Genomic DNA, 21,904 nt, shown 5'->3' with positions numbered 1-21,904 from the left:
TATCGAGCGGTTCTGATATTTCCTGACATTTTCGGTGGCTGATCGGCCGCCTTCGCGAGCAAGCCCGCTCCCACAGGGTCAACGGTGCCCGACATCATTGATTGTGATCGATATCCAGCTTGCTGAAGGTCACTTTCCCGCCTTCGGTGGTGTACCCGGTGTTGTCCTGCACATAGACCCCGGCCTTGAAGTACAGCGGCTTGTCGCGCCAGGTTGTGCTGATTTGCGTATCCCACTGATAACCTGCCGCGCTGATGCCCAAGGCCCCGCCGGGGCTGAGGTGGATGAGGTAGTTGAACTCCTGGTCGAGTTTCACCCCAGTCGCAACGACGATCACCCGGCCTGTATCGTCATCGGGATGCATCCGGACCTTGGCGACAATATTGCCGGTGGCCGTACTGGTTTTGTATTGGTACTCGACCTTCACCAGAGGTTTCTGGCTTTGATAGGCATGGATCTGGCCGATGACGATTTTCCCGGAGCTCGGTACCTGGTTCACTGCCAGCGTGGCATACAACAAATTGTCGGCCTGCGGGTAATACCAGTTTTTCAACGTGCCGTTGCTGTAGGTTTCACGTAATTCGGTGCGCGGATAAATCGCGTTTTCGGTACGGGAACCGGTCACGGGCGTCCAGAAAAACAATGTGCCGGTGTCGGAATGGAAGTATTGATCCTTGAAGCCATCCACCAGTTTGGCGGTTTCGACGGTGTACGGCGGGCTGCCAACGGGAACGCTGAGGTTCCAGGTTGCGAGATCGATCATGTCGGTTCTTCCACTGGGTTCATGCTGCACGGGCGTGCCAGAAGCTCTAGATCGCGCCTTTTGGGCGGCCTTTATAATCGTAGCGGGTTATTTTGTTAACGCTCGTCTGACGGGTGGTTGACGTCAACATCCTGTCTAAATGCCATCTTTCCCGGTTTTATGGGGCTGAACCATCGACCGTTAGTCGGCTAAAAGTCACAATAGTGAATGCTGGCTCACTGATACCTTCTGCTTTTGCAGAACCGGGTCTAGAGTGAAGGCACAGTATTTGGCCGGTTTTCACGAGAAACCAGCCTGACGCCCCGCAATTAGAGAAGCAGCATGGAATGCGCGCAACCCACGCCAGTAGAAGGCGGCTCAACCCTTTTAGTCGTAGACGATTACCCTGAAAACCTGATCAGCATGCGCGCGTTGTTACAGCGCCAGGGCTGGCGAGTCATTACTGCCACCTCGGGATTCGAGGCCCTCGGCTTGTTGCTTGAACACGATATCGACCTGGTGCTGCTGGACGTGCAGATGCCGGGCATGGACGGTTATGAAGTGGCGCGCCTGATGCGCGGTAGCCAGCGGACCCGCCTCACGCCGATCATTTTCCTGACCGCCAATGAACAGTCCCAGGACGCGGTCATCAAGGGCTATGCCAGCGGTGCGGTGGATTACCTGTTCAAGCCGTTCGACCCGCAGATCTTCACGCCCAAGGTCCAGGCGTTGCTCGAACACCAGCGCAACCGCCGGGCTTTGCAGCGCTTGAGTCATGATCTGGAATCCGCCCGGGCCTTTAATGCATCGGTGCTGGATAACGCGGCCGAAGGCATTCTGGTGTTGGGTGAGGACGGCCTGATTCGTTTTGCCAATCCGGCGATGTCGCGGCTGCTCAATGCCCCGGTGCAGGAACTGCAAGGCAAGGAGTTTCTGGACTATCTGCAAAAGCCACATGTCCCGGTCTGGGCCGATTCAGAGTTTTTCACGGGCTACAAACGTGGCGAAACCTTGCGCCTGCACGATGCTCTGCTGCGTACGACGCGTGGCCAGCAGGTGCCGGTGGCCTTGTCCTGTGCGCCATTGCCTGCCGAGCAACATGCAATGGTCGTGACCGTGCTGGACATGTCGGTGGTGCGTCATTTGCATCAGCAACTGGAGTTTCAGGCGGTCACCGATCCGCTGACCGGATTGCTCAACCGCCGCGGTTTCTACCAGACCGTAGAGAACCTGTTGTTGCGCGGTGAGCGTTCCGACAGTTCCTGGGTCTTGATGTATCTGGACCTCGACGGCTTCAAGCGCGTCAATGATTCGCTCGGGCACGATGCCGGCGATCGGGTGCTGCGCTGGGTCTCCGAACAATTGAAGGCTTGCTTGCGGCCCTTCGACATTCTGGCGCGGATGGGCGGCGATGAATTCACCGCGCTGCTGGATCTGGAGTTTCCCGAGCAAGCGGCGAAGATTGCCGAAAAGCTCATCGAGCGCGTGTCGATCTGTCAGCAGGTCGACGGCCTCGATATCGCCCTGGGTGCCAGTATCGGCATTGCTACGTTCCCCGATTGTGGTGCCAATCTCGACGGGATGCTGCGGGCGGCCGACATCGCCATGTACGAAGCCAAGCGTGCCGGTCGTCAGCAATATCGCTTCTACGATCACGAAATGAACGGCCGGGCGCGCTCGCGGCTGATGCTCGAAGAAAGTGTGCACACGGCCATCGAGAACCGGGATTTCAACCTGGTGTATCAGCCTCAGGTTGCGATTGCGGACGGGCGGATTCGTGGCTTCGAGGCCCTGCTGCGCTGGCAGCATCCGAGCGTAGGCGACGTGCCGCCGGGGCTGTTTTTGCCATTGCTGGAAGAGGCGCGGCTGATCAGTCGTCTGGGCAGCTGGATCTACCACCGCAGCGCCGGGCAGCGTAAAGCCTGGGAAAGCCTGTTCACCGAGGATCTGGTGCTCGGCGTCAGCTTGAGCAGTACACAGTTCGGCATGCCCAATCTGGCCACCGAACTGCGCCAGGTGCTGGAGCGCCATGGCTTGCAACCGCGTCATCTGGAGGTCGAGATCACGGAAGAGGCCTTGACGCATCGCCCCGAGGAAACCCGCAAGCAGTTACGCCTGTTGCACAATCTGGGCGTACGAGTGGCATTGGATGACTTCGGGGCCGGCCCGTGCTCCCTGTCGCACCTGCGCGACCTGGAGCTGGACACCCTCAAGCTCGACCGCCATTTGATAGCCCGGTTGCCGGACTCGGTACGGGATGCGGCGCTGGTGCGCAGTGTGATCGACCTGTGCAAACAGTTCGGGGTGCTGGTGATTGCCGAAGGGGTGGAAACCATCGCGCAGTATGAATGGCTGCGGGCCAACGGCTGCGAATATGTGCAAGGCTTTCTGGTGGCCCGGCCGATGATGGCCGAGGACGCCGGGGTCTTTGTCCAGCCGTTTGACTGGAGCGCGCTGCCCCGCTGAATTCGCTACACTGGCGACCTTTCAGTGACCTGTATTGCCGCCCCGATGACCGTGTTGAAATATCTCCAGGCCTATCCCGCCACCTTGCAGGATCAGGTGCGCCAGCTGATCGCCGACGGTCGGCTGGGCGATTACCTGAGCCAGCGTTACCCGCAAAAGCACGGTGTGCAGAGCGACAAGGCGCTGTACACCTATGCCCTGGACCTCAAGCAGGAATACCTGCGTAATGCTCCTGCCATCGACAAGGTGCTGTTCGACAATCGCCTGGACCTCACTCACCGTGCCCTTGGCCTGCACACCACGATCTCCCGGGTGCAAGGCGGCAAGCTCAAGGCCAAGAAGGAAATCCGCATCGCTTCGCTGTTCAAGGAAGCGCCTTGCGAGTTCCTGAAAATGATCGTGGTGCATGAGCTGGCGCACTTCAAGGAATCGGACCACAACAAGGCTTTCTACAAACTGTGCGAGCACATGCTGCCGGGGTATCACCAGGTGGAGTTCGATGTGCGGGTGTACCTGACGTGGCGGGATCTGTAGGTGCTGCCGCAGGCTGCGATCTTTTAAGGAGCAATGGATGGACGTGAGCAAGACCAAGAGCAGCTTCTATCGCCGGTTGTATGTGGCGTACCTGATCGACAGCGGACTGGCCAGCAGCGTCCCGGCGCTCACCGAAGTGACCGGCATGCCCCGGCGCACGGCGCAGGACACCATCGCGGCGTTGGCGGATCTGGATATCGTCTGTGAATTCGAGCAGGAAGAGGGCGCGCGCAACCATGCGGGACGCTATCGGATTCGCGAGTGGGGTGCGATTGATCGTGGCTGGATCGAGCGTAATCTGCGGCAGATCAAGGCGGTGCTGGAGTATCCCTGAAATCTTTCAGTGGTTTGACTGACGCCTTCGCGGGCAAGCCCGCTCCCGCAGGGGACCGCATTCCAGTGTGGGAGCGGGCTTGCTCGCGAAGAGGCCCTTACGGACGACGCATGCCAATGTGTGGAATGCCATCTTCGACAAACTCGTCACCCGTCACAAAAAACCCGTACCGCCCGTAATACCCCTGCAAATGTGTCTGGGCTGAGAGGTAGATCGGCGTTTCCGGCCAGCGTTCTTCAATCTGCTTTAACGCCTGGTCCATCAATGCATGTCCAAGCCCGGCTCCTCGTGCGTGTGGAGCAATGATCACCCGACCGATCACTACGTCCCCGCCTTGCAGTTCCGGGTCGAGCAGCCGCAGATAGGCCACCAGTTGATTGCTGTCCCAGGCCATCAAGTGGCAAGTGTCACCTTCCAGGTCCTGGCCATCCACGTCTTGATAAGCGCATTGTTGCTCGACGACGAACACTTGCGCGCGCAGCTGCAAAATGGCGTACAGCTGCTCCTTGCCCAGGTCGCTGTGATGTTTGCAGATCCAATCGACTGTCATGTTTTGATTCCCTGAAAACGTTGTTCCGATACTAAGCGCACTCACGCCAGAAGTCTTTATGGCGGGAGAATCTGTGACAAAGGCCAAAATGCCATCATTCATTTCTCGCGTGGATGTCTTCTTTGTGTAATCTGGATCGAAGCGCTGTGCTGTGGCTTCGATGAGCTAATGTTGAGTACCCGGGTATTGCCGGATCAGGGGCCTTGGGGTTTTGGCTGAAAACACGTCGGGCAATCGCCCGCTAAGGATTTTTCTAGCATGCCGCGATTGCATCGAGCTTTTGCCTTGATTGGATTGCTGTTGCTGGTTCAGGGGGCAGCGGCAGAAAAACTGCGGTTGGTCGCTGATGCCTGGCCACCCTTTACCGATGCCACGCTCATCAATGGTGGTCTGGCCACGGACATTGTCAGTACCGCGCTCGCCAGGGCTGGCTATGCCAGCGAGTTTGAACAAGTGCCCTGGGCGCGGGCCTTGATGGGGTTGGGTGAGGGCCGATATGACGTGCTGGTCAACGCCTGGTACACCGAGGAGCGGACAAGACTCGGCCAGTTTTCCGGCGAATACCTGCTCAATCGCGTACGTTTTCTCAAGCGTAAGGACGCGCCCATCGAATTCCATAACCTGCAGCAATTGCACACTTATCCGATTGCCATCGTGCGCGGTTACGCCTATTCGCCCGGGTTCGACAACGATGACTCGTTGCAGAAAGTCCCCGTGCACAGCTTCGCCATGGCCGTGCGTATGGTTGCTGCCGACCGGGTCAAACTGACACTGGAAGATGAGTACGTCGCCCGCTATTACCTGGCCCGGGAGTCACCCAAGGTACGAAACGCCGTGGAATTCCTGCCCAAGGCCTTGAGCGAGAACAGCCTGCATATTCTGGTCAGCCTGAAGAACCCGCAGCATGAGCAGATCGTTGCCGGGTTCGACCGGGAGATTGCGGCGATGAAGGCGGATGGCAGTTATGAAAAATTGATGAAGCAGCATGGGATGTGAGTGGGGTGTGCCAGTTTCTGTGTTGATGCTGATGACCCCATCGCGAGCAAGCTCGCTCCCACAGGGGGTCTGTGAGCGATGTAAATCCAGTGTGGGAGCGAGCTTGCTCGCGATGAGGGCCGCTCAGACAGCACAGATCTCAATCCTCACCGCTGTCCTTGATCAGATGCGCCGCCAGTGTCCGCAACGGCCCGAGCTGCCGGCAGATCAATGCCAACTGCGTCTGCACCAGCCGCTGGCCTTCATCGATTTCATCCGGCATCTGTTCCAGCTCATTGGCCAGTGCTTCTTCTTCATCGCTCTGGATCGCAATCGAAGCCTTGCTCGCCAGCCCCTGGGCGATCTCGTCGATGCTGGCAGCCAGTTTCACCCCGGCCCCCTCGATCAACTGTTCACGCACGTCTGCCGGCAGTTGGGTTTCCCGGTGCGCTCCCAGGCCTGAGAGGTAACTGAGCAGCGTGTGCGACAGCACCAGGAAGCGGAAGCCCACGTCCGCTTCTTTTCGGAAATGCCCCGGCTCCATCAGCATATTGGCCAGCGTGGTCGACAGCGCCGCGTCGGCGTTGTGCGCGTTGCGGCGGGCCAGGCGGTAGGCCAGGTCGTCGCTTTTGCCCGCTGCGTACTGCTGCATGATCTGGCGCAGGTAAATGCTGTTGCAGGCCAGGGTGTTGGCCAGCACTTTGTTCAGGCGCCGGCCCTGCCAGTCCGGCAGGAACAGGAACACCGCCAGCCCGGCGATCAGGCTGCCGAGCAAGGTATCGAACAGCCGTGGCAGGAACAGTCCATAACCGTCACCCACCTGGTTGAAGCAGAACAGCACCATCAGGGTGATTGCCGCCGTCGCCAGGGTGTAGCGGGTGGTACGGTTGGTAAAGAACACCACCCCGGCGGCAATGGCGAAACACGACTGGATCAGCGGGTTCGGGAACAGGTCGAACAGCGCCCAGGCCAACGTCAGGCCGATGGCGGTGCCAATGATCCGTTGACCGAGTTTGCGGCGAGTGGCGCCGTAGTTCGGTTGGCAGACGAACAGTGTCGTGAGGATGATCCAGTAGCCCTGGGACGGGTGAATCAAATGCACCATGGCGTAGCCGATGCTCAACGCCAGGGGCAATCGCAGGGCATGACGGAACAGCAACGAGGTCGGTGTCAGCTGCGTGCGCAGGCGAACCCACACGTCCTTGAGGTTGCGGGGCGAACGGTCGAGCAAGCTGCTGTCGGTGGCGTCGGCCAGGGCGTCGGGGTTGCTGGCATCGCTGAGCAAGCGGTCGAGGGTGCCGAGGTTGGCCGCCAGTGCCCGCAGCGAACGCAGCAGGCCGCGCCAGGCCGGGTTGCTCTGGATGCGCAGGTGTTCGAGAGAGGCATCCAGATCGCTGAGGGCCTCGGTGAAACTGGCGTCATAGGTGAACGGTTGACGCATCTGGATCGATTCGGCCAGGGCACGGCAGGCTTTGCCTTGCTGACGCAACAGGCGTTGGCAGCGGAACATGACGTCACTGTGGAAAAACGCTTCTGCGAGTGCGTTGTACGGATAGTGTGAAGAGCTGGCGCGTTCGTGGATGTCCTGGGCGAGGAAGTACAGTTTCAGGTAGCGGCTGACCTTCGACCCCGGGCGCCCGTTGCCGACCCGGTGCAGGATGATTTCCTTGGCGGCATTCAGTGCCGCCACCACTCGGCCGTTCTGCTGGGCCAGTTCCAGGCGCCGCGCCTCCACGTCCATCTGCCGGATCGGCTCGAACAGCGAAGATTTCAGCTTCAGGTAAAAGCCCAGTTCGCGGAACAGCCGCGCCAGGCTCTGTTGCACCGGCTGATTGGAAAACAGTGCCTGCCACAACACCGACAGCAAGCCATACCAGGCGGCACCGGCCACCAGCAGCACCGGCTCGTGCCAGACGTCGGTCACCGCGCCGCCACGCTGGTCCACGCCGATCATGGTGTAGACCGACAGGATCAAGGTTGCCGAAGCAATCGCGCCATAGCGCTCGCCGAGAGCGCCGAGCATGGTCAGGCAGAACGCGGCCAGGGCGAAAGCGATGATAAACAGCGAGGGGTAGGGGAAGAGCAGTTCGACGGACAGGGCGGCAACCGCGAAACACACCAGCGTCACCGCCAGCGCGTTGAGACGGCCCTGCCAACTGTCGTCGGTCTCGGCCAGGGCACTGGCGATAATCCCCAGGAACAGCGGGATCAGCAGGCCCATTTCGTCCTGATACCAACACAGCGCCATGGTGCCGGTCAGGGCAATGAATACCCTTACGCTGTAGCTGAATTTATCCAGCGCCCAAAGGCGCCGCAGAGACTGGCGGAACGAAGTCGATGACATGAAGTGCGAAGGCCTTCCGAGGCAATGACGCTAAATTGAGCCACTAATGACGCCGACGCAATGGCGCCGATCACATCAGACAGCAAAATCTGTTCCTTTGAGCTTCACGCATAACAAATGTGGGAGCGGGCTTGCTCCGGGGGGGCGTTCCGACGAATGCAACCTGTCAGCCGATATCTCTGTCGACTGACACACCGCCTTCGCGAGCAAGCCCGCTCCCACATTTTGATTTGTGTTTGTCAGACGTACTGCGCCGCCGCGTAGCCCGAAGCCCAGGCCCACTGGAAGTTGAACCCGCCCAGATGCCCGGTGACGTCCAGCACTTCACCGATGAAATACAGGCCCGGGCTTTTCAGTGATTCCATGGTCTTGGACGACACTTCATTGGTATTGACACCGCCCAGTGTCACCTCGGCGGTGCGATAACCTTCGGTGCCCGCCGGCACGACTTTCCAGCTCGCCAGTTTCTCGGCGATGTCAGCCAGTTCCGCGTGGGTGTACTGCTTCATCGGTTTGGAGACGAACCAGTTGTCCGCCAGCAGGTTGGCCATCTTTTTGGTGAAAATTTCCCCGAGCAGGGTTTTCAACTCACTGTTGGGACGTTCGGCCTGTTGCTGTTGCAGCCAGCCCGGCACGTCGTGATCCGGCATCAGGTTGATCTCGACGGTATCGCCGGACTCCCAGAACGACGAAATCTGCAAAATCGCCGGGCCGCTGAGGCCGCGGTGGGTAAACAGGATGTTCTCGCGGAAGCTCTGGTCGTTGCAGCTCACCAGGCAATCCACCGAGGTGCCGGACAATTCAGTGCACAAGGCCTTGAGCTGATCGGTGATGGTGAACGGCACCAGACCGGCGCGGGTCGGCAGCAGCTCGTGACCGAACTGCCTGGCCACCTGGTAACCGAAGCCGGTGGCGCCCAGCGTCGGGATCGACAGGCCGCCGGTAGCGATCACCAGGGATTCGCAGGTGATCTGGTCGAGGGTCGTGTCCAGCAAATAGCCCTTCTCAAGCTTTTCGATGGTCTGGATAGAAGTGTCCAGGTGCAGGCTGACGCCGACCTGATCGCACTCGCTCAGCAGCATTTCGAGGATGTCGCTGGATTTGTTATCGCAGAACAACTGGCCGAGTTTTTTCTCGTGGTACGGCACGCCGTGCTTGGCCACCATGCCGATGAAATCCCACTGGGTGTAACGGGCCAAGGCGGATTTGCAGAAATGCGCGTTCTGCGAGAGAAAATTGCCTGGTTCTGTGTACATGTTGGTGAAATTGCAGCGACCACCGCCAGACATCAGGATTTTCTTGCCGGCCTTGTTGGCATGGTCGAGCAGCAGCACCTTGCGCCCGCGCCCGGCGGCGGTCAGTGCACACATCAACCCTGCGGCGCCAGCGCCAATGATCACGACTTCGGTAGAGCGCAAAACGGTGTCCTCTTGATGACTCACCACAAAACAAACCTGTAGGAGCGAGCCTGCTCGCGATGGACGTCAACGATAACGCGGGGTGTCTGATACCCAGCGGTGTTCTGTCGTCCATCGCGAGCAGGCTCGCTCCTACAGGGGGCGATGCGTTTTTACAGGATGCGCACGCGCAACGAACGGCCCTTGATCTTGCCGTCGTTCAAACGCTGCAAGGCCTGCTTGGCGACGCCGCGCTCCACGGCCACATAGGCCTGGAAGTCGAAAATCGCGATCTTGCCGACCTGGGCGCCGGGAATGCCGGCATCACCGGTCAGTGCGCCAAGAATGTCGCCCGGACGGACCTTGTCCTTGCGGCCGCCAGCGATGCACAGGGTGCTCATCTGCGGCAACAGCGGACCACCGCCCTTGGAGGTGAGGTTGTCCACCTGATCCCAGGTCAGCGGTGTTTTCTGCAATTGCTCGATGGCTTGTGCACGCTGCGCTTCGGACGGCGCCACCAGGCTGATCGCCAGGCCTTTCTCACCGGCGCGGCCGGTACGGCCGACGCGGTGGATGTGGATTTCCGAATCACGGGCCAGCTCGACGTTGATCACCATGTCCAGGGAATCGATGTCCAGACCACGGGCAGCAACGTCGGTGGCGACCAGTACCGAAGTACTGCGGTTGGCGAACATCGCCAGCACCTGGTCGCGGTCGCGCTGTTCCAGATCACCGTGCAGGCCAACGGCGGAGATGCCTTTGGCGGTCAGGTGATCGACGGTTTCCTGAACCTGCTGCTTGGTGAAGCAGAAGGCTACGCAGGACGCCGGACGGAAGTGGCCAAGTACCTTGGTCACCGCACTCATGCGGTCATCCGGGGAAATCTCGTAGAAGCGCTGCTCGATCTGCGTGTCGTCGTGGAACGCTTCGGCCTTCACTTGCTGCGGGTTGCGCATGAACTTCGAGGCCAGCTGCTTGATGCCCACCGGGTAGGTCGCGGAGAACAACAGGGTCTGGCGACGTTCCGGGGCCTGCATGATGATTTCTTCGATGGAATCGTAGAAACCCATGTCGAGCATGCGGTCGGCTTCGTCGAGGATCAGGGTGTTGAGGCCGTGAAGGACCAGCGAGCCCTTGCGCAGGTGCTGCTGGATGCGCCCCGGCGTGCCGACGATGATGTGCGCGCCGTGCTCCAGCGAAGCGATCTGCGGGCCGAGGGACACGCCGCCGCACAGGGTCAGGACCTTGATGTTGTCTTCGGCACGGGCCAGGCGACGGATTTCCTTGGCGACCTGGTCGGCCAGCTCGCGGGTCGGGCACAGGATCAGTGCCTGGCAACCGAAGTAACGCGGATTGATCGGGTTCAGCAGGCCGATGCCGAAGGCCGCGGTCTTGCCGCTGCCGGTCTTGGCCTGGGCGATCAGGTCCATCCCTTTGAGGATCACCGGCAAGCTTTGCGCCTGGATCGGCGTCATCTGGGCATAACCGAGGGATTCGAGGTTAGCCAGCATGGCGGCAGACAGCGGCAAAGTATTAAATTCGGTGGCGATGGTGGTCACGGGACTGGCCTGCAAAACAAAATGTCGCGCAGTGTACCAGCCCGATGGCCATTCGCCCTAAGGCTCGATGTGTTCTTCCGGACGTTTAACTCGCCGTCCGTCATTTTTTGACAGTTGCGAGAAGATTGTAGCGGCCAGCATCGCCATGATTCCCACGGTCACGAAGGTCAATTGGAATGCCCCCAGGACCGTGTCCACGCCATCATTGCCAATCTCCGCCGTAAAGCCGCCGAGCAACGCACCGGCACAGGCAACGCCCAGGCTCAGGGACAATTGCGCGACCACCGACAGCAGGCTGTTGCCGCTGCTGGCGCTGGCGTCGTCGAGGTCGATCAGGGTCACGGTGTTCATCGCGGTGAACTGCAGGGAGTTGATCGCGCCAAGAATCGCCAGCAGGCACAGCAGTAGCCAATACGGCGTCTGCTCGCTGACCAGGCCCATGCTCGCCAGCATGATGCCCAATGCCAGGGTGTTGCCGGTCAGCACGATGCGATAACCCAAACGCTCGATCAGTGGCCGGGCCACCCACTTGGCGATCATCGCCGCAGCGGCCAGCGGCAACATGCTCATACCGGCCTGGGACGGCGAGTAGCCCAGCGCCACTTGCAGCAGCAACGGCACCAGAAAGGGCAGGGCGCCGCTGCCGAGGCGGGCAAACAGGTTGCCGAGAATGCCCACGGCAAAGGTCCGGGTCTTGAACAGCGACGGCGCGAACAACGGGTTTTCGACATGCCCCGCGCGCAACCAGTACGCCGCCAGGCACGCCATGCCGCCGAATAGCAGCAACATTACCCGCAGGTGCGGCAGGTGCAACTCGCCCAGGCCTTCCATGGCGATGGTGATCAGAATCATCGCTGCGCCGAACAGTACGAAGCCCAGGCTGTCGAAACGGGTGCGCTCGGAACCGCGCAGGTCCGGGATGAATTTCCACACGGCGTAGCATCCCACCAGCCCCACCGGCAGGTTGATCAGGAAGATCCAGTGCCAGGTCAGGTACTGCACCATCCAGCCGCCCATGGTCGGACCGATCAAGGGGCCGAGCAGCCCGGGAATGGTGATGAAGCCCATGATCCGCACCAGTTCCGAACGCGGGTAGGCGCGCAGCACCACCAGCCGCCCGACCGGCAGCATCAACGCCCCGCCCAGGCCCTGGATCACCCGGGCGCCGATCAGCAGGCTCAGGCTGCTCGACAATGCGCAGAGCAACGAGCCGAGACTGAACAGCAGGATTGCACTGAAGAAGATCTTCCTGGTGCCAAAACGATCGGCGATCCAGCCCGAAGCGGGAATCAGCAAGGCGACCGTGAGCATGTAGGCAATGATCACCCCCTGCATGCGCAATGGGTCTTCGGCCAGGTCGCGGGCCATGGCCGGCAGGGCGGTGTTGAGGATCGTCCCGTCGAGGGACTGCATGAAGAAGGCAATGGCGACGACCCAGGGTATCCAGCGGGCGGTGACAGCGTCGAGAGGCGGGCGGTTGGGCATGGGACCTCTTGTCAGTGTGAGCTTTACTCCGTTCCTGTAGGAGCGAGCTTGCTCGCGATGAATGTGAAGGCGATGCATTTTTCCAGGCAGCACGCGTCATCGTTCACGACCATCGCGAGCAAGCTCGCTCCTACAGGGGCATGCGTTTTTACAGTGTCAACGTTAGTCGGCTGACCAACGCCCCCGGCAACAACGCCGAAGCCGTCGCCCGCTGGCTGTAGGTGCTCGCCGACAGCAACAACTCCCGCTCCTCGGTCAACGCTTCCAGCCGCGAACCGAGCAGGCTGAAGGCACTGTCATCAAAGCGCATGGTGTTGACCGGTGCCTGAATCTCGCCGTTCTCGACCCAGAAAGTGGCGAAGCGGGTCATGCCGGTCAGGCGCGCGGCCGGTTGATCCGAAAAGTTGAGGTACCACAGGTTGCTGATGTACAGCCCCGTACCCAACTGCTTGAGGATGTCCGCGTCAGGCAATGCCCCGGCTTTCATGTTCAGCGCGCTCGGGGATTCACCGCCACTGGCGCCGTTGGCGGTCAAACCGTATTCCGCGGCGCTGCGCGAACTGACCAGTTGTGCCCCGGCCTTGCCATTGACGATCAACCCCAGGTCACTGCGCGGATAACCTTCGTCGGAAAACGCCGGGCTCAGTGAACCGCTGACTTTTTCGTCCAGCGAGACCAGCGGGCTGAATGCGCTGTCGCCACCGTAGAGCCTTTGCAGCGGGCTGCTTTTGCTGGCAATCGACTGTGCCGAGAAACCACCCCAGCACAGCATGCCCATGATTTCTTCCAGCGCCGCCGGTGCCAGGTAAGCGCGGTACTGGCCGGGCGCCAAAGTGCGTAGCGGCCGTCCCAGAAACTCAAGTTGCTCGCGGGCTTGCTCGAAGCGTTTGGCAAAGCCCTCGCTGTTCCAGTCCTGCCCGGCATAGCTGGCCTTTACCGCCTGGCCGTTCTCGTGGAACAGGCTGAAGTCGAAATTGAAACTGTTGGCCTGATGCCAGCCGAAGGCGCCCGAAGAACTGGCAAAACCACGACTGATCGGTCCGGCAGCGTAGAAACCGACAAGATCCAGGCCTTCGGCGGCCTGGGTGATTTGCGCGACCACCTGTTCGGTGTCCGGCAGCGGTTGGGCCTGTACGTTGTTGCTCTGCCAGCCATTGTGGTTGAGCAGCAGATACGGGTCCGCAGGCAACAATGGCAAGGTATCGCGCAGCTGTTGCAGGCCTTCGTTCAAACGTTGCAGATCAACCTGGGGATCGCCGGCCAGAGTGATTTGCAGATCGGCATGGCGGCCTTCGTTGATCAGTTTCAGGCCGATGCTCGCCTGCTGCACCTGACCGGCCTGACGCACCTTGGCGTGGTTGAAACGTATGAAGGCCGAGGATTCGGCGGCGTAGCTGAGGGTAAACTGTTCGGGCTCGTGAAGCGCTGCACGCAGGCTGTTGACCAGCGCTTTGAACGATGCGGACTGGCTGATTGACGGATGCATCAGGCGTCTCCTCCGAATACATCAACGTTACTGAACACGCAGGCCGGTGACGCGTGGCCGACGCGGATCACCTGGTTCGGCTCGCCCTTGCCGCAGTTCGGTGTGCCGAGGACCTTGAAGGTACTGGCATCACCGACGGCGCTGAGGCTTTTCCAGAACTGCGCGGAGATGCCCCTGTAATTGGGATTTTTTACCACGCCTTTGAGTTCGCCGTTTTCGATCAGTTGGCCCCATTCGCAGCCGAACTGGAATTTATTGCGGGCATCGTCGATCGACCAGGAACGGTTGGTCGACATCAGCACGCCGTGTTCGATACCGCCGATCAGCTGCTCGATGGACTGATCGCCCGGCTCGATGTTGAGGTTGGCCATGCGATCGATCGGCGGACGATTCCAGCCGCAGGCGCGGCTGTTGGCGACGCCGTCCATGCCGGCCCGGAATTGCGACAACGCACCGCCCAGCGGGCGCAGCAACAGGCCTTCGCGGATCAGGAACTGTTTGCTGGCGGGCGTGCCGTCGTCGTCATGGCCGTAGCTGGCGAGCTCCTCGGGAATGTCCGGGTCGAAGGTCACGTTGAGCAGGCCGGAGCCGTATTGCAGCCTGCCGAAATCTTCGGCTTTGACGAAACTGGTGCCGGCGTAATTGCGCTCGTCACCCAGAATGCGGTCCAGCTCCAGCGGATGGCCGATGGATTCGTGGATTTGCAGCATCATCTGGTCGGGCATCAGCAGCAGGTCGCGCTTGCCTTGCGGTGTGTTCGGCGCCAGCAGCAGTTGCAGCGCCTGATCAGCCACCTGGGCACCGGCACCGATCAGGCCGCAGCGGCTGATGACGTCCGCCGCGCCTTGCTGGCCGAAGTTCTCGCGACCCAGGCTGCGGGTCTGGCTGTCGTTGCCGTCGTAGGCCGTGACGTCCAGGCCGGGGTACACAAAACGTTGCGCCTGGCGCAGTTCGGCACCGGCGCTATTGAGATAAATCTGCTCGACGTGAGTGATGCCGAGGCTGACTTGCCAGTTCACCAGGCGCTCGTCCCTGGGCACGGCGGCCGACTCGGCGCCGAGCAGTTGGTAGCAGTCGCTCAGGGACGGGAAGGGCTGGTCGAGGTTCGGCGAAAAGTAATCGGCGCGGTCGCTGGAAACAGCCTGTTCACGCAGGTCCAGCAAGGCATGGGGCTTGAGTCGACGGGCCTGGAGTTCGGCGCGCTCGAGGGCGGCCTGCAGGCCTTGTTGCGACAGATCGTTGGTCGCCGCATAGGCCTCGACGCCATTGACCCGCACGGTCAGCATCGCCCCTTCGTCACGGCTCAGGCTCGGCGGTTCGGCGATGTTCTTACGCACCGACAGGTACTGCCCGGATTCGCGCACATAACGCAGGGAAAAGAAATCAGCACCCGTGCGCAAGGCAGCGAAGCGCTGCTTGAGCTGGGGGTAGAAATCGAACATTCGTGAACCTCCTGGGTATGGAGTGGCGATGGCGCGGTGCTGCGAGGGGAAGGGGTGAAACGATTGCGTGGCGCTAGATTAGGCCTGCAAGGGGGGAGGATCAAGTTTGGATCGGATTTGCGAGTGATTGCCGGAGGAGAGGTGTTGCCTGGCCGGGCCCCTTCGCGAGCAAGCCCGCTCCCACACTGGATCTTCAGTACATCCAGATCAAATGTGGGAGCGGGCTTGCTCGCGAAGGCCGCACCGCAATTTAACGGTTGTTAAGCGATCTGGCTCACTTCCCGCACCGGCTTGCCCTTCACCGGGGCTTCACCGGCCACATAGTAAGTGGCAGTGCTGCGCGGCAATGGCTTGCGACCACGGATCTTGTCGGCGATTTTCTCGGCCATCATGATCGTGGGGGCGTTGAGGTTGCCGGTGGTGATGATCGGCATGATCGAGGCATCGACCACCCGCAGGCCTTGCATGCCATGCACGCGACCTTCGCCATCGACCACGGCCATGTCGTCGGTGCCCATCTTGCACGAGCAGGACGGGTGGAACGCGGTTTCGGCGTGTTCGCGGATGAACTTGTCCAGTTGCTCGTCGGTTTGCACCTCGATGCCCGGGCTGATCTCGCGACCACGGAAGGCGTCCAGCGCCGGTTGTTGCATGATTTCACGGGTCAGGCGGATGCCGTCGCGGAATTCCTGCCAGTCCTGCTCGGTGGCCATGTAGTTGAACAGGATGCTCGGGTGCTGGCGTGGGTCCTTGGACTTGGCCTGGATGCGCCCACGGCTTGGCGAACGCATGGAGCCCATGTGCGCCTGGAAGCCGTGCTCTTTCACACCGTTGCTGCCGTTGTAGTTAATCGCCACCGGCAGGAAGTGGTACTGAATGTTCGGCCATTCGAATTCCGGACGGGTGCGGATGAAGCCGCCGGCTTCGAACTGGTTGCTGGCGCCGATGCCGGTGCCGTTGAACAGCCACTCGGCACCGATGGCCGGCTGGTTGTGCAGGAGCAGCGACGGGTACAGCGAGACTGGCTGGGTGCAAGCGTATTGCAGGTACAGCTCAAGGTGATCCTGCAGGTTTTCACCGACGCCCGGCAGGTCGTGGACCACCGGAATGTCGAGCTTTTTCAGCAGCTCGGCCGGGCCGACGCCGGAGCGTTGCAGGATCTGCGGCGAAGCGATGGCGCCGGAGCACAGCAGCACTTCCTTGCGTGCTTTGACGTCAACGCGCTCTTCAGCGTCGCCGACCAGGTAACGCACGCCGACCGCACGCTTGCCTTCGAACAGGATCTTGTCGGTCAGGGCGTGGGTGACGATGGTCAGGGTCGAACGCTTCTTGGCCACGTCCAGGTAACCACGGGCGGTGGAGGCACGACGACCTTTCGGTGTCACGGTGCGATCCATCGGGCCGAAGCCTTCCTGCTGGTAGCCGTTCAAGTCTTCGGTGCGCGGGTAGCCGGCCTGTACGCCGGCTTCAACCATGGCGTGGAACAGCGGGTTGTTGCCGGCTTTCGGCGTGGTCACGCTGACCGGGCCTTCGCCACCGTGGTAGTCGTTCGGGCCGATGTCACGGGTTTCCGCCTTGCGGAAATAGGGCAGGCAGTCGAGGTACGACCAGTCTTCCAGGCCTGGCAGTTTCGCCCAGCCGTCGTAGTCCATGGCGTTGCCGCGGATGTAGCACATGCCGTTGATCAGCGAAGAACCGCCCAGGCCCTTGCCGCGACCGCACTCCATGCGACGCCCGTCCATGTGTGGCTCTGGATCGGTTTCGTAGGCCCAGTTGTAGCGACGGCCCTGCAGCGGGAACGCCAGGGCGGCCGGCATTTGTGTGCGGAAGTCGAAACGGTAGTCCGGGCCGCCGGCTTCGAGCAGCAGGACGGTGACGCCTGCGTCTTCGGTCAAACGGGTCGCCAGGGTGTTACCGGCCGAGCCGGCACCGATGATGATGTAGTCGAATTCTTGGGACATAGGCCCTCCGGGAGTTTCTAGCTGCAAGCTTCAAGCTGCAAGAGAGAGCAGCGAGCGGTGCTGAGATGGAGCGGCAAACCAATCTGCTTTTACTTGCAGCTTGAAGCTTGCCGCTTGTCGCTGGATCAGCTGATCAAAATACCGAAACGTACTCACCCAGTTCGACTTGCACGGACTTGATGCGCGTGAAGTTATTGAGCGAGCTGATCCCGTTCTCCCGGCCGACACCCGACTGCTTGTAGCCGCCAACCGGCATCTTCGCGTCGGACTCGCCCCAGGCGTTGATCCAGCAGATACCGGCTTCCAGTTGATGAATTACGCGGTGCGCGCGGTTCAGGTCACGGGTGACGATACCGGCGGCCAGGCCGAATTCGGTGTCGTTGGCGCGACGGATCACTTCTTCTTCGGTTTCGTAGGTGAGAATCGCCATCACCGGGCCAAAGATTTCTTCACGGACGATGGTCATGTCGTCGGTGCAGTCGGTGAACACGGTCGGGGCCACGAAGGCGCCTTTGGCGAATTCGCCGTCGGTCAGACGCTCGCCGCCGCACAGCAGGCGTGCACCTTCTTCCTTGCCCTTGGCGATGTAGCCCAGCACGCTTTCCATGTGGGCGAAGCTGACCAGAGGGCCGAAGTTGGTGTTTTCGTCTTCAGGGTTGCCGACGCGGATGCGCGCAACGCGCTCAACGATCTTGGCTTCGAAAGCGGCTTTCAGGTGGGCCGGTACGAACACGCGGGTGCCGTTGGTGCACACCTGACCGGAGCTGTAGAAGTTGGCCATCATCGCGGTGTCGGCAGCGCGATCGAGGTCGGCGTCGTCGCAGATGATCAGCGGGGACTTGCCGCCCAGTTCCATGGTCACGTCCTTGAGCGAAGAGCTCGAAGCGCTGGCCATGACTTTCTTGCCGGTGTCGGTGCCGCCGGTGAACGAGACTTTCTCGATGCGCGGGTGCTCGGTCAGCCAGGTGCCGACTTCGCGGCCGCTGCCGGTCAGGACGTTGAACACGCCGTTTGGCACGCCGGCTTCGGTGTAGATCTCGGCCAGTTTCAGGGTGGTCAGCGAGGTGACTTCGCTTGGCTTGAAGATCATCGCGTTACCGGCCGCCAGGGCTGGCGCGGATTTCCACAGGGCGATCTGGATCGGGTAGTTCCACGCGCCGATACCGGCCACGACGCCCAGCGGCTCGCGACGGGTGTAGACGAACGAGGTGGTGCGCAGCGGAATCTGCTCGCCTTCGATGGCCGGAACCAGGCCTGCGTAGTACTCCAGCACATCGGCGCCGGTGACGATGTCGACGTAGCGGGTTTCGGAGTACGACTTGCCGGTGTCCAGGGTTTCCAGGGCGGCCAGCTCGTCGTTGCGCTCACGCAGGATTTCCACGGCGCGACGCAGGATGCGCGAACGCTCCATGGCGGTCATGGCGGCCCAGATTTTCTGGCCCTTTTCGGCGCTGACGACGGCGCGCTCGACGTCATCGAAGGTGGCACGTTGTACTTTTGCGAGGACTTCACCGTTAGCCGGGTTGATGGCTTCGAAAGTGGCGTCGCTGCTGGCGTCAGAGTAAGCGCCATCGATGTAGAGTTTTTGCAATTCGAAACGGGCCATAAAGTCCTCGCAAGTGCATCAGTGATTGGCGCGGTCCGGTGGTTGAGCGTTCTGTGTGCTCTAACTCACCTGCTTGGCCAGTTGGAAATCCATGTATTCGTAAGCGATCTGGTGCGCCTGCCCGGTGTCGAAAGCATCTCCCGACAGCGCGCCGCGCAACCACAAACCGTCAATGAGGGCTGCCAGGCCACGGGCTGCACTGCGCGCATCGTCGAGCGGCAGTACACGGCGGAACTGGCAGCACAGGTTGGAATACAGACGGTGATCGTTGATCCGCTGCAACCTGTGCAAAGACGGGTGGTGCATGCTGGTGGCCCAGAAGGCCAGCCAGGTTTTCATTGCTGGGCCATTGACCTGGCTGGCGTCGAAGTTGCCTTCGATGATCACCTGCAGATGCGCCCGCGGGCTTGCATCTGTCAGCGCCTGACGGCGCGCGGTGACGTTCTCGCTGAGGACACTCATCAGGTACTGCGCCGTGGCAGCGATCAGGCCGTTCTTGTCCTGAAAGTAATGACTGATGATGCCATTCGAGACACCGGCCAAACGGGCGATCAGCGCAATGCTGGCGTCCCCCATTCCGACCTGATCGACCGCCAGCAATGTGGCTTCGATCAACTGCTGGCGACGGATGGGTTGCATACCGACCTTGGGCATCTTGCACATCTCCTTGGGCCTTCCGGCAGACGTCAAACGACTACCGGCTTGAGGGCCAGTCTATTTTGTTTTGATTGAACGTTCAATCAACAAAGAATAAGATCTGCGACAAATCGTCGCTGCCTACAGATTTTCCCAACATGTAGCGGCGGAAAAATGACTTCCGAAACTGCTCGAAACCTACGCGCTGTGGCGCTCCAGGGGTTTCGGGCTTTTTTCGGGGTGTCTTTATATCACCCGCCGGTCGGCTGCCCACTAACCGATTGGTCGGGTAACTCGTTTGCCTTGCGTTCTTCTCTCGCACTGCCCGGAGCATCTGTGCCATGAGTTCTGCCTCGCTAATAAAGACCCCACCGCAGAAGGTGTCGGTCAACGGTTGGGTGTTCTACACCTCTACCGCGTTGATTCTGTTGTTGACCGCCATTCTGATCATCGCCCCGCAAGAGGCCGGCAGAATGCTGGGTACGGCGCAAGCCTGGTTGTCCCGCAGCTTCGGCTGGTACTACATGGTGGTGATTGCCGCCTATCTGATTTTCGTCGTCGGCCTGGCGTTTTCGTCCTACGGCAAACTCAAGCTGGGCAGCAAGGACGACACCCCGGACTTCAGCTACGGCGCCTGGGCGGGGATGCTGTTTTCCTCGGGTATCGGCATCTCGTTGCTGTATTTCGGCGCGTCCGAACCGCTGGACCACTACTTCAACCCGCCGGAAGGCGTGGCCGGCAGTAACCTCGCGGCACGTCAGGCGGTACAACTGACGTTCCTGCATTGGGGCCTGCACGGCTGGGCGATTTACGCGCTGGTCGGCTTGGCGGTGGCGTACTTTGCCTACCGCCATAACCAGCCGCTGGCGTTGCGTTCGGCGCTGTATCCACTGGTGGGTGAGCGCTGGGTCAAGGGCGCGGCCGGTCACGCGGTGGATGGCTTCGGCATGTTCGTGACCCTGCTGGGGCTGGTGACCAACCTGGGGATCGGTTCGTTGCAAGTGTCGTCGGGCCTTGAAAACCTGTTCGGCATGGAGCACAGCAACACCAACCTGCTGATCGTGATCATCGTGATGAGCACCGTGGCGACCATCGCCGCGGTGTCGGGCGTGGAAAACGGCATCCGTCGTCTGTCCAACCTGAACATCGTGCTGTTCAGCGGCCTGCTGATTTTCGTCCTGCTGTTCGGCCCGACCCTGCACCTGCTCAACGGTTTCGTGCAGAACGTCGGCGACTACCTGAACGGTGTGGTGCTGAAGACCTTCGACCTCTATGTGTATGAAGGCGACGCCGAGAAGTCCGACCGCTGGTTGGGCCTGTGGACCCTGTTCTACTGGGCCTGGTGGATTTCCTGGGCGCCATTCGTGGGCATGTTCATCGCACGTATTTCCCGTGGTCGCACGGTGCGTGAACTGGTGGCCGGCGTACTGCTGATTCCGCTGGGCTTCACCCTGGCGTGGCTGTCGATCTTCGGTAACTCGGCCCTGGACCTGGTGATGAACCATGGGGCGGTGGAGCTTGGAAAAACGGCGCTGGAACAGCCATCCATGGCGATCTACCAGTTGCTTGAGCATTACCCGGCATCGAAGGTGGTGATCGGCGTATCGATTTTCGTTGGTTTCGTGCTGTTCCTGACCCCGGCGGATTCCGGCGCGGTGATGATGGCCAACCTGTCGTGTAAGGGCGGTACCGTCGATGAAGACGCGCCGCACTGGCTGCGGATCTTCTGGTCGGTGGTGATCACCCTGGTGACCATCGGCCTGCTGTTCGCCGGTAACTTCGAAGCCATGCAAACCATGGTGGTACTGGCTGGTCTGCCGTTCTCGGTGGTGCTGGTGTTCTTCATGTTCGGCTTGCACAAGGCCATGCGCCAGGACGTGCAGATCGAACAGGAGCAAGCGGAACTGGCGGCACGCGGTCGTCGTGGTTTCAGCGAGCGTTTGACTCAGTTGGACCTGCAACCGAGCCAGTCGGTGGTGCAGCGCTTCATGGACAAGCAAGTGAGCCCGGCGCTGGAAGATGCGACGGCGCAAATGCGTGCTCAAGGTCTGGAGGTTCAGACGCTGCTGGGCAAGTCCAAGCGTTGCATGGGCGTGCGCGTCGAGATGGAAGAGGGCAACCCGTTTGTCTACGAAGTCAGCCTGGACGGTTACCTGGCCACGCCGACTGAATCGGCACAGTCCGATGAGGCGCGTCAGCGTTTCTATCGCGCCGAGGTTTACCTGCATAACGGTAGCCAGGACTACGACTTGATGGGATTCACTCAAGATCAGATCACCCGTGACGTGCTCGATCAGTTTGAAAGCCATCGGCAGCTGCTTGGCCGGGTTTATAGCTGAGTAGCGATAGGGCGCGGTGTTTCTGTCTGAAGCACCGCGTTGCGCCCT

16 protein-coding genes are annotated in these 21,904 nt (G+C 60.8%); 5 read left to right on the top strand and 11 right to left on the bottom strand.

The window, feature by feature from the left end:
* Positions 1-94: 94 nt before the first annotated feature.
* Positions 95-763, bottom strand: coding sequence for a polysaccharide lyase family 7 protein (locus tag AC3WN7_RS18745; RefSeq protein ID WP_095964163.1), 669 nt, complete (start codon positions 761-763; stop codon positions 95-97).
* A 321-nt stretch (positions 764-1,084) separates the two neighbouring features.
* Between AC3WN7_RS18745 and AC3WN7_RS18740 the strand changes: the two genes are divergently transcribed.
* From AC3WN7_RS18740 to AC3WN7_RS18730, 3 genes are read left to right on the top strand one after another with little or no spacing between them, the layout of a single operon-like run.
* The gene (locus AC3WN7_RS18740) at positions 1,085-3,208 is read left to right on the top strand and encodes a putative bifunctional diguanylate cyclase/phosphodiesterase (protein ID WP_102674504.1); all 2,124 of its coding nucleotides are present in this window, start codon (positions 1,085-1,087) and stop codon (positions 3,206-3,208) included.
* Between the two features lie 45 nt (positions 3,209-3,253).
* Positions 3,254-3,742, top strand: a complete 489-nt coding sequence (locus tag AC3WN7_RS18735; protein WP_095964161.1) for a YgjP-like metallopeptidase domain-containing protein — start codon at positions 3,254-3,256, stop codon at positions 3,740-3,742.
* Positions 3,743-3,779: 37 nt separating this feature from the next.
* Positions 3,780-4,076, top strand: coding sequence for a winged helix-turn-helix domain-containing protein (locus AC3WN7_RS18730; protein ID WP_007894945.1), 297 nt, complete (start codon positions 3,780-3,782; stop codon positions 4,074-4,076).
* A 97-nt stretch (positions 4,077-4,173) separates the two neighbouring features.
* Here the strand turns inward: AC3WN7_RS18730 and AC3WN7_RS18725 are convergent, their stop codons facing one another.
* Positions 4,174-4,626 carry a GNAT family N-acetyltransferase gene (locus AC3WN7_RS18725; RefSeq protein WP_095964159.1) on the bottom strand — a complete coding sequence of 151 codons (453 nt, stop codon included), beginning with the start codon at positions 4,624-4,626 and terminating at the stop codon, positions 4,174-4,176.
* Between the two features lie 258 nt (positions 4,627-4,884).
* On the opposite strand from AC3WN7_RS18725, the gene AC3WN7_RS18720 reads away from it, so the two are divergent.
* On the top strand, positions 4,885-5,622 hold the full coding sequence (locus AC3WN7_RS18720) for a substrate-binding periplasmic protein (protein WP_095964158.1): 738 nt from the start codon (positions 4,885-4,887) through the stop codon (positions 5,620-5,622).
* A gap of 139 nt (positions 5,623-5,761) precedes the next feature.
* Here the strand turns inward: AC3WN7_RS18720 and yccS are convergent, their stop codons facing one another.
* The 9 genes from yccS to betI form a co-directional block, all read right to left on the bottom strand.
* Entirely contained in the window at positions 5,762-7,945 is a 2,184-nt protein-coding gene (gene yccS, locus AC3WN7_RS18715) for a YccS family putative transporter (RefSeq protein WP_102674505.1), read from the bottom strand.
* Positions 7,946-8,184: 239 nt separating this feature from the next.
* Positions 8,185-9,363: a BaiN/RdsA family NAD(P)/FAD-dependent oxidoreductase gene (locus AC3WN7_RS18710; RefSeq protein ID WP_102674506.1), complete on the bottom strand. Its 1,179-nt coding sequence runs from the start codon at positions 9,361-9,363 to the stop codon at positions 8,185-8,187.
* A gap of 152 nt (positions 9,364-9,515) precedes the next feature.
* A complete protein-coding gene (gene dbpA / locus AC3WN7_RS18705) occupies positions 9,516-10,853 on the bottom strand; it encodes an ATP-dependent RNA helicase DbpA (RefSeq protein ID WP_238540823.1) in 1,338 nt (445 codons plus the stop codon).
* 105 nt (positions 10,854-10,958) lie between these two features.
* Complete coding sequence (mdtD, locus tag AC3WN7_RS18700) at positions 10,959-12,386, bottom strand: multidrug transporter subunit MdtD (protein ID WP_102674507.1); 1,428 nt, start codon at positions 12,384-12,386, stop codon at positions 10,959-10,961.
* A gap of 148 nt (positions 12,387-12,534) precedes the next feature.
* On the bottom strand, positions 12,535-13,872 hold the full coding sequence (locus tag AC3WN7_RS18695) for a TldD/PmbA family protein (RefSeq protein ID WP_102674508.1): 1,338 nt from the start codon (positions 13,870-13,872) through the stop codon (positions 12,535-12,537).
* On the bottom strand, positions 13,872-15,314 hold the full coding sequence (locus tag AC3WN7_RS18690) for a TldD/PmbA family protein (protein WP_102674509.1): 1,443 nt from the start codon (positions 15,312-15,314) through the stop codon (positions 13,872-13,874). Before AC3WN7_RS18690 ends, AC3WN7_RS18695 begins: the two co-directional genes overlap by 1 nt.
* Before the next feature lie 260 nt (positions 15,315-15,574).
* A complete protein-coding gene (betA, locus tag AC3WN7_RS18685) occupies positions 15,575-17,275 on the bottom strand; it encodes a choline dehydrogenase (protein WP_102674510.1) in 1,701 nt (566 codons plus the stop codon).
* A gap of 133 nt (positions 17,276-17,408) precedes the next feature.
* A complete protein-coding gene (gene betB / locus AC3WN7_RS18680; RefSeq protein ID WP_095964152.1) occupies positions 17,409-18,881 on the bottom strand; it encodes a betaine-aldehyde dehydrogenase in 1,473 nt (490 codons plus the stop codon).
* A 60-nt stretch (positions 18,882-18,941) separates the two neighbouring features.
* The gene (gene betI, locus AC3WN7_RS18675; RefSeq protein ID WP_007975486.1) at positions 18,942-19,535 is read right to left on the bottom strand and encodes a transcriptional regulator BetI; all 594 of its coding nucleotides are present in this window, start codon (positions 19,533-19,535) and stop codon (positions 18,942-18,944) included.
* Positions 19,536-19,915: 380 nt separating this feature from the next.
* Here betI and AC3WN7_RS18670 point away from each other — a divergent pair, with 380 nt between their 5' ends.
* The gene (locus AC3WN7_RS18670) at positions 19,916-21,856 is read left to right on the top strand and encodes a BCCT family transporter (protein ID WP_256585681.1); all 1,941 of its coding nucleotides are present in this window, start codon (positions 19,916-19,918) and stop codon (positions 21,854-21,856) included.
* Positions 21,857-21,904 lie beyond the last annotated feature (48 nt).

This window comes from Pseudomonas sp. FW305-70 (assembly GCF_058783925.1).
Note: the sequence above shows the minus strand (reverse complement) of the source record. Positions and strands in the feature narration are given on the sequence as shown.

Coding starts and splice junctions, on each gene's coding strand:
- AC3WN7_RS18745 (WP_095964163.1), bottom strand. CDS start 763: ATGATCGATCTCGCAACCTGGAACCTCAGCGTTCCCGTTGGCAGCCCG.
- AC3WN7_RS18740 (WP_102674504.1), top strand. CDS start 1,085: ATGGAATGCGCGCAACCCACGCCAGTAGAAGGCGGCTCAACCCTTTTA.
- AC3WN7_RS18735 (WP_095964161.1), top strand. CDS start 3,254: ATGACCGTGTTGAAATATCTCCAGGCCTATCCCGCCACCTTGCAGGAT.
- AC3WN7_RS18730 (WP_007894945.1), top strand. CDS start 3,780: ATGGACGTGAGCAAGACCAAGAGCAGCTTCTATCGCCGGTTGTATGTG.
- AC3WN7_RS18725 (WP_095964159.1), bottom strand. CDS start 4,626: ATGACAGTCGATTGGATCTGCAAACATCACAGCGACCTGGGCAAGGAG.
- AC3WN7_RS18720 (WP_095964158.1), top strand. CDS start 4,885: ATGCCGCGATTGCATCGAGCTTTTGCCTTGATTGGATTGCTGTTGCTG.
- yccS (WP_102674505.1), bottom strand. CDS start 7,945: ATGTCATCGACTTCGTTCCGCCAGTCTCTGCGGCGCCTTTGGGCGCTG.
- dbpA (WP_238540823.1), bottom strand. CDS start 10,853: ATGCTGGCTAACCTCGAATCCCTCGGTTATGCCCAGATGACGCCGATC.
- mdtD (WP_102674507.1), bottom strand. CDS start 12,386: ATGCCCAACCGCCCGCCTCTCGACGCTGTCACCGCCCGCTGGATACCC.
- AC3WN7_RS18695 (WP_102674508.1), bottom strand. CDS start 13,872: ATGCATCCGTCAATCAGCCAGTCCGCATCGTTCAAAGCGCTGGTCAAC.
- AC3WN7_RS18690 (WP_102674509.1), bottom strand. CDS start 15,314: ATGTTCGATTTCTACCCCCAGCTCAAGCAGCGCTTCGCTGCCTTGCGC.
- betA (WP_102674510.1), bottom strand. CDS start 17,275: ATGTCCCAAGAATTCGACTACATCATCATCGGTGCCGGCTCGGCCGGT.
- betB (WP_095964152.1), bottom strand. CDS start 18,881: ATGGCCCGTTTCGAATTGCAAAAACTCTACATCGATGGCGCTTACTCT.
- betI (WP_007975486.1), bottom strand. CDS start 19,535: ATGCCCAAGGTCGGTATGCAACCCATCCGTCGCCAGCAGTTGATCGAA.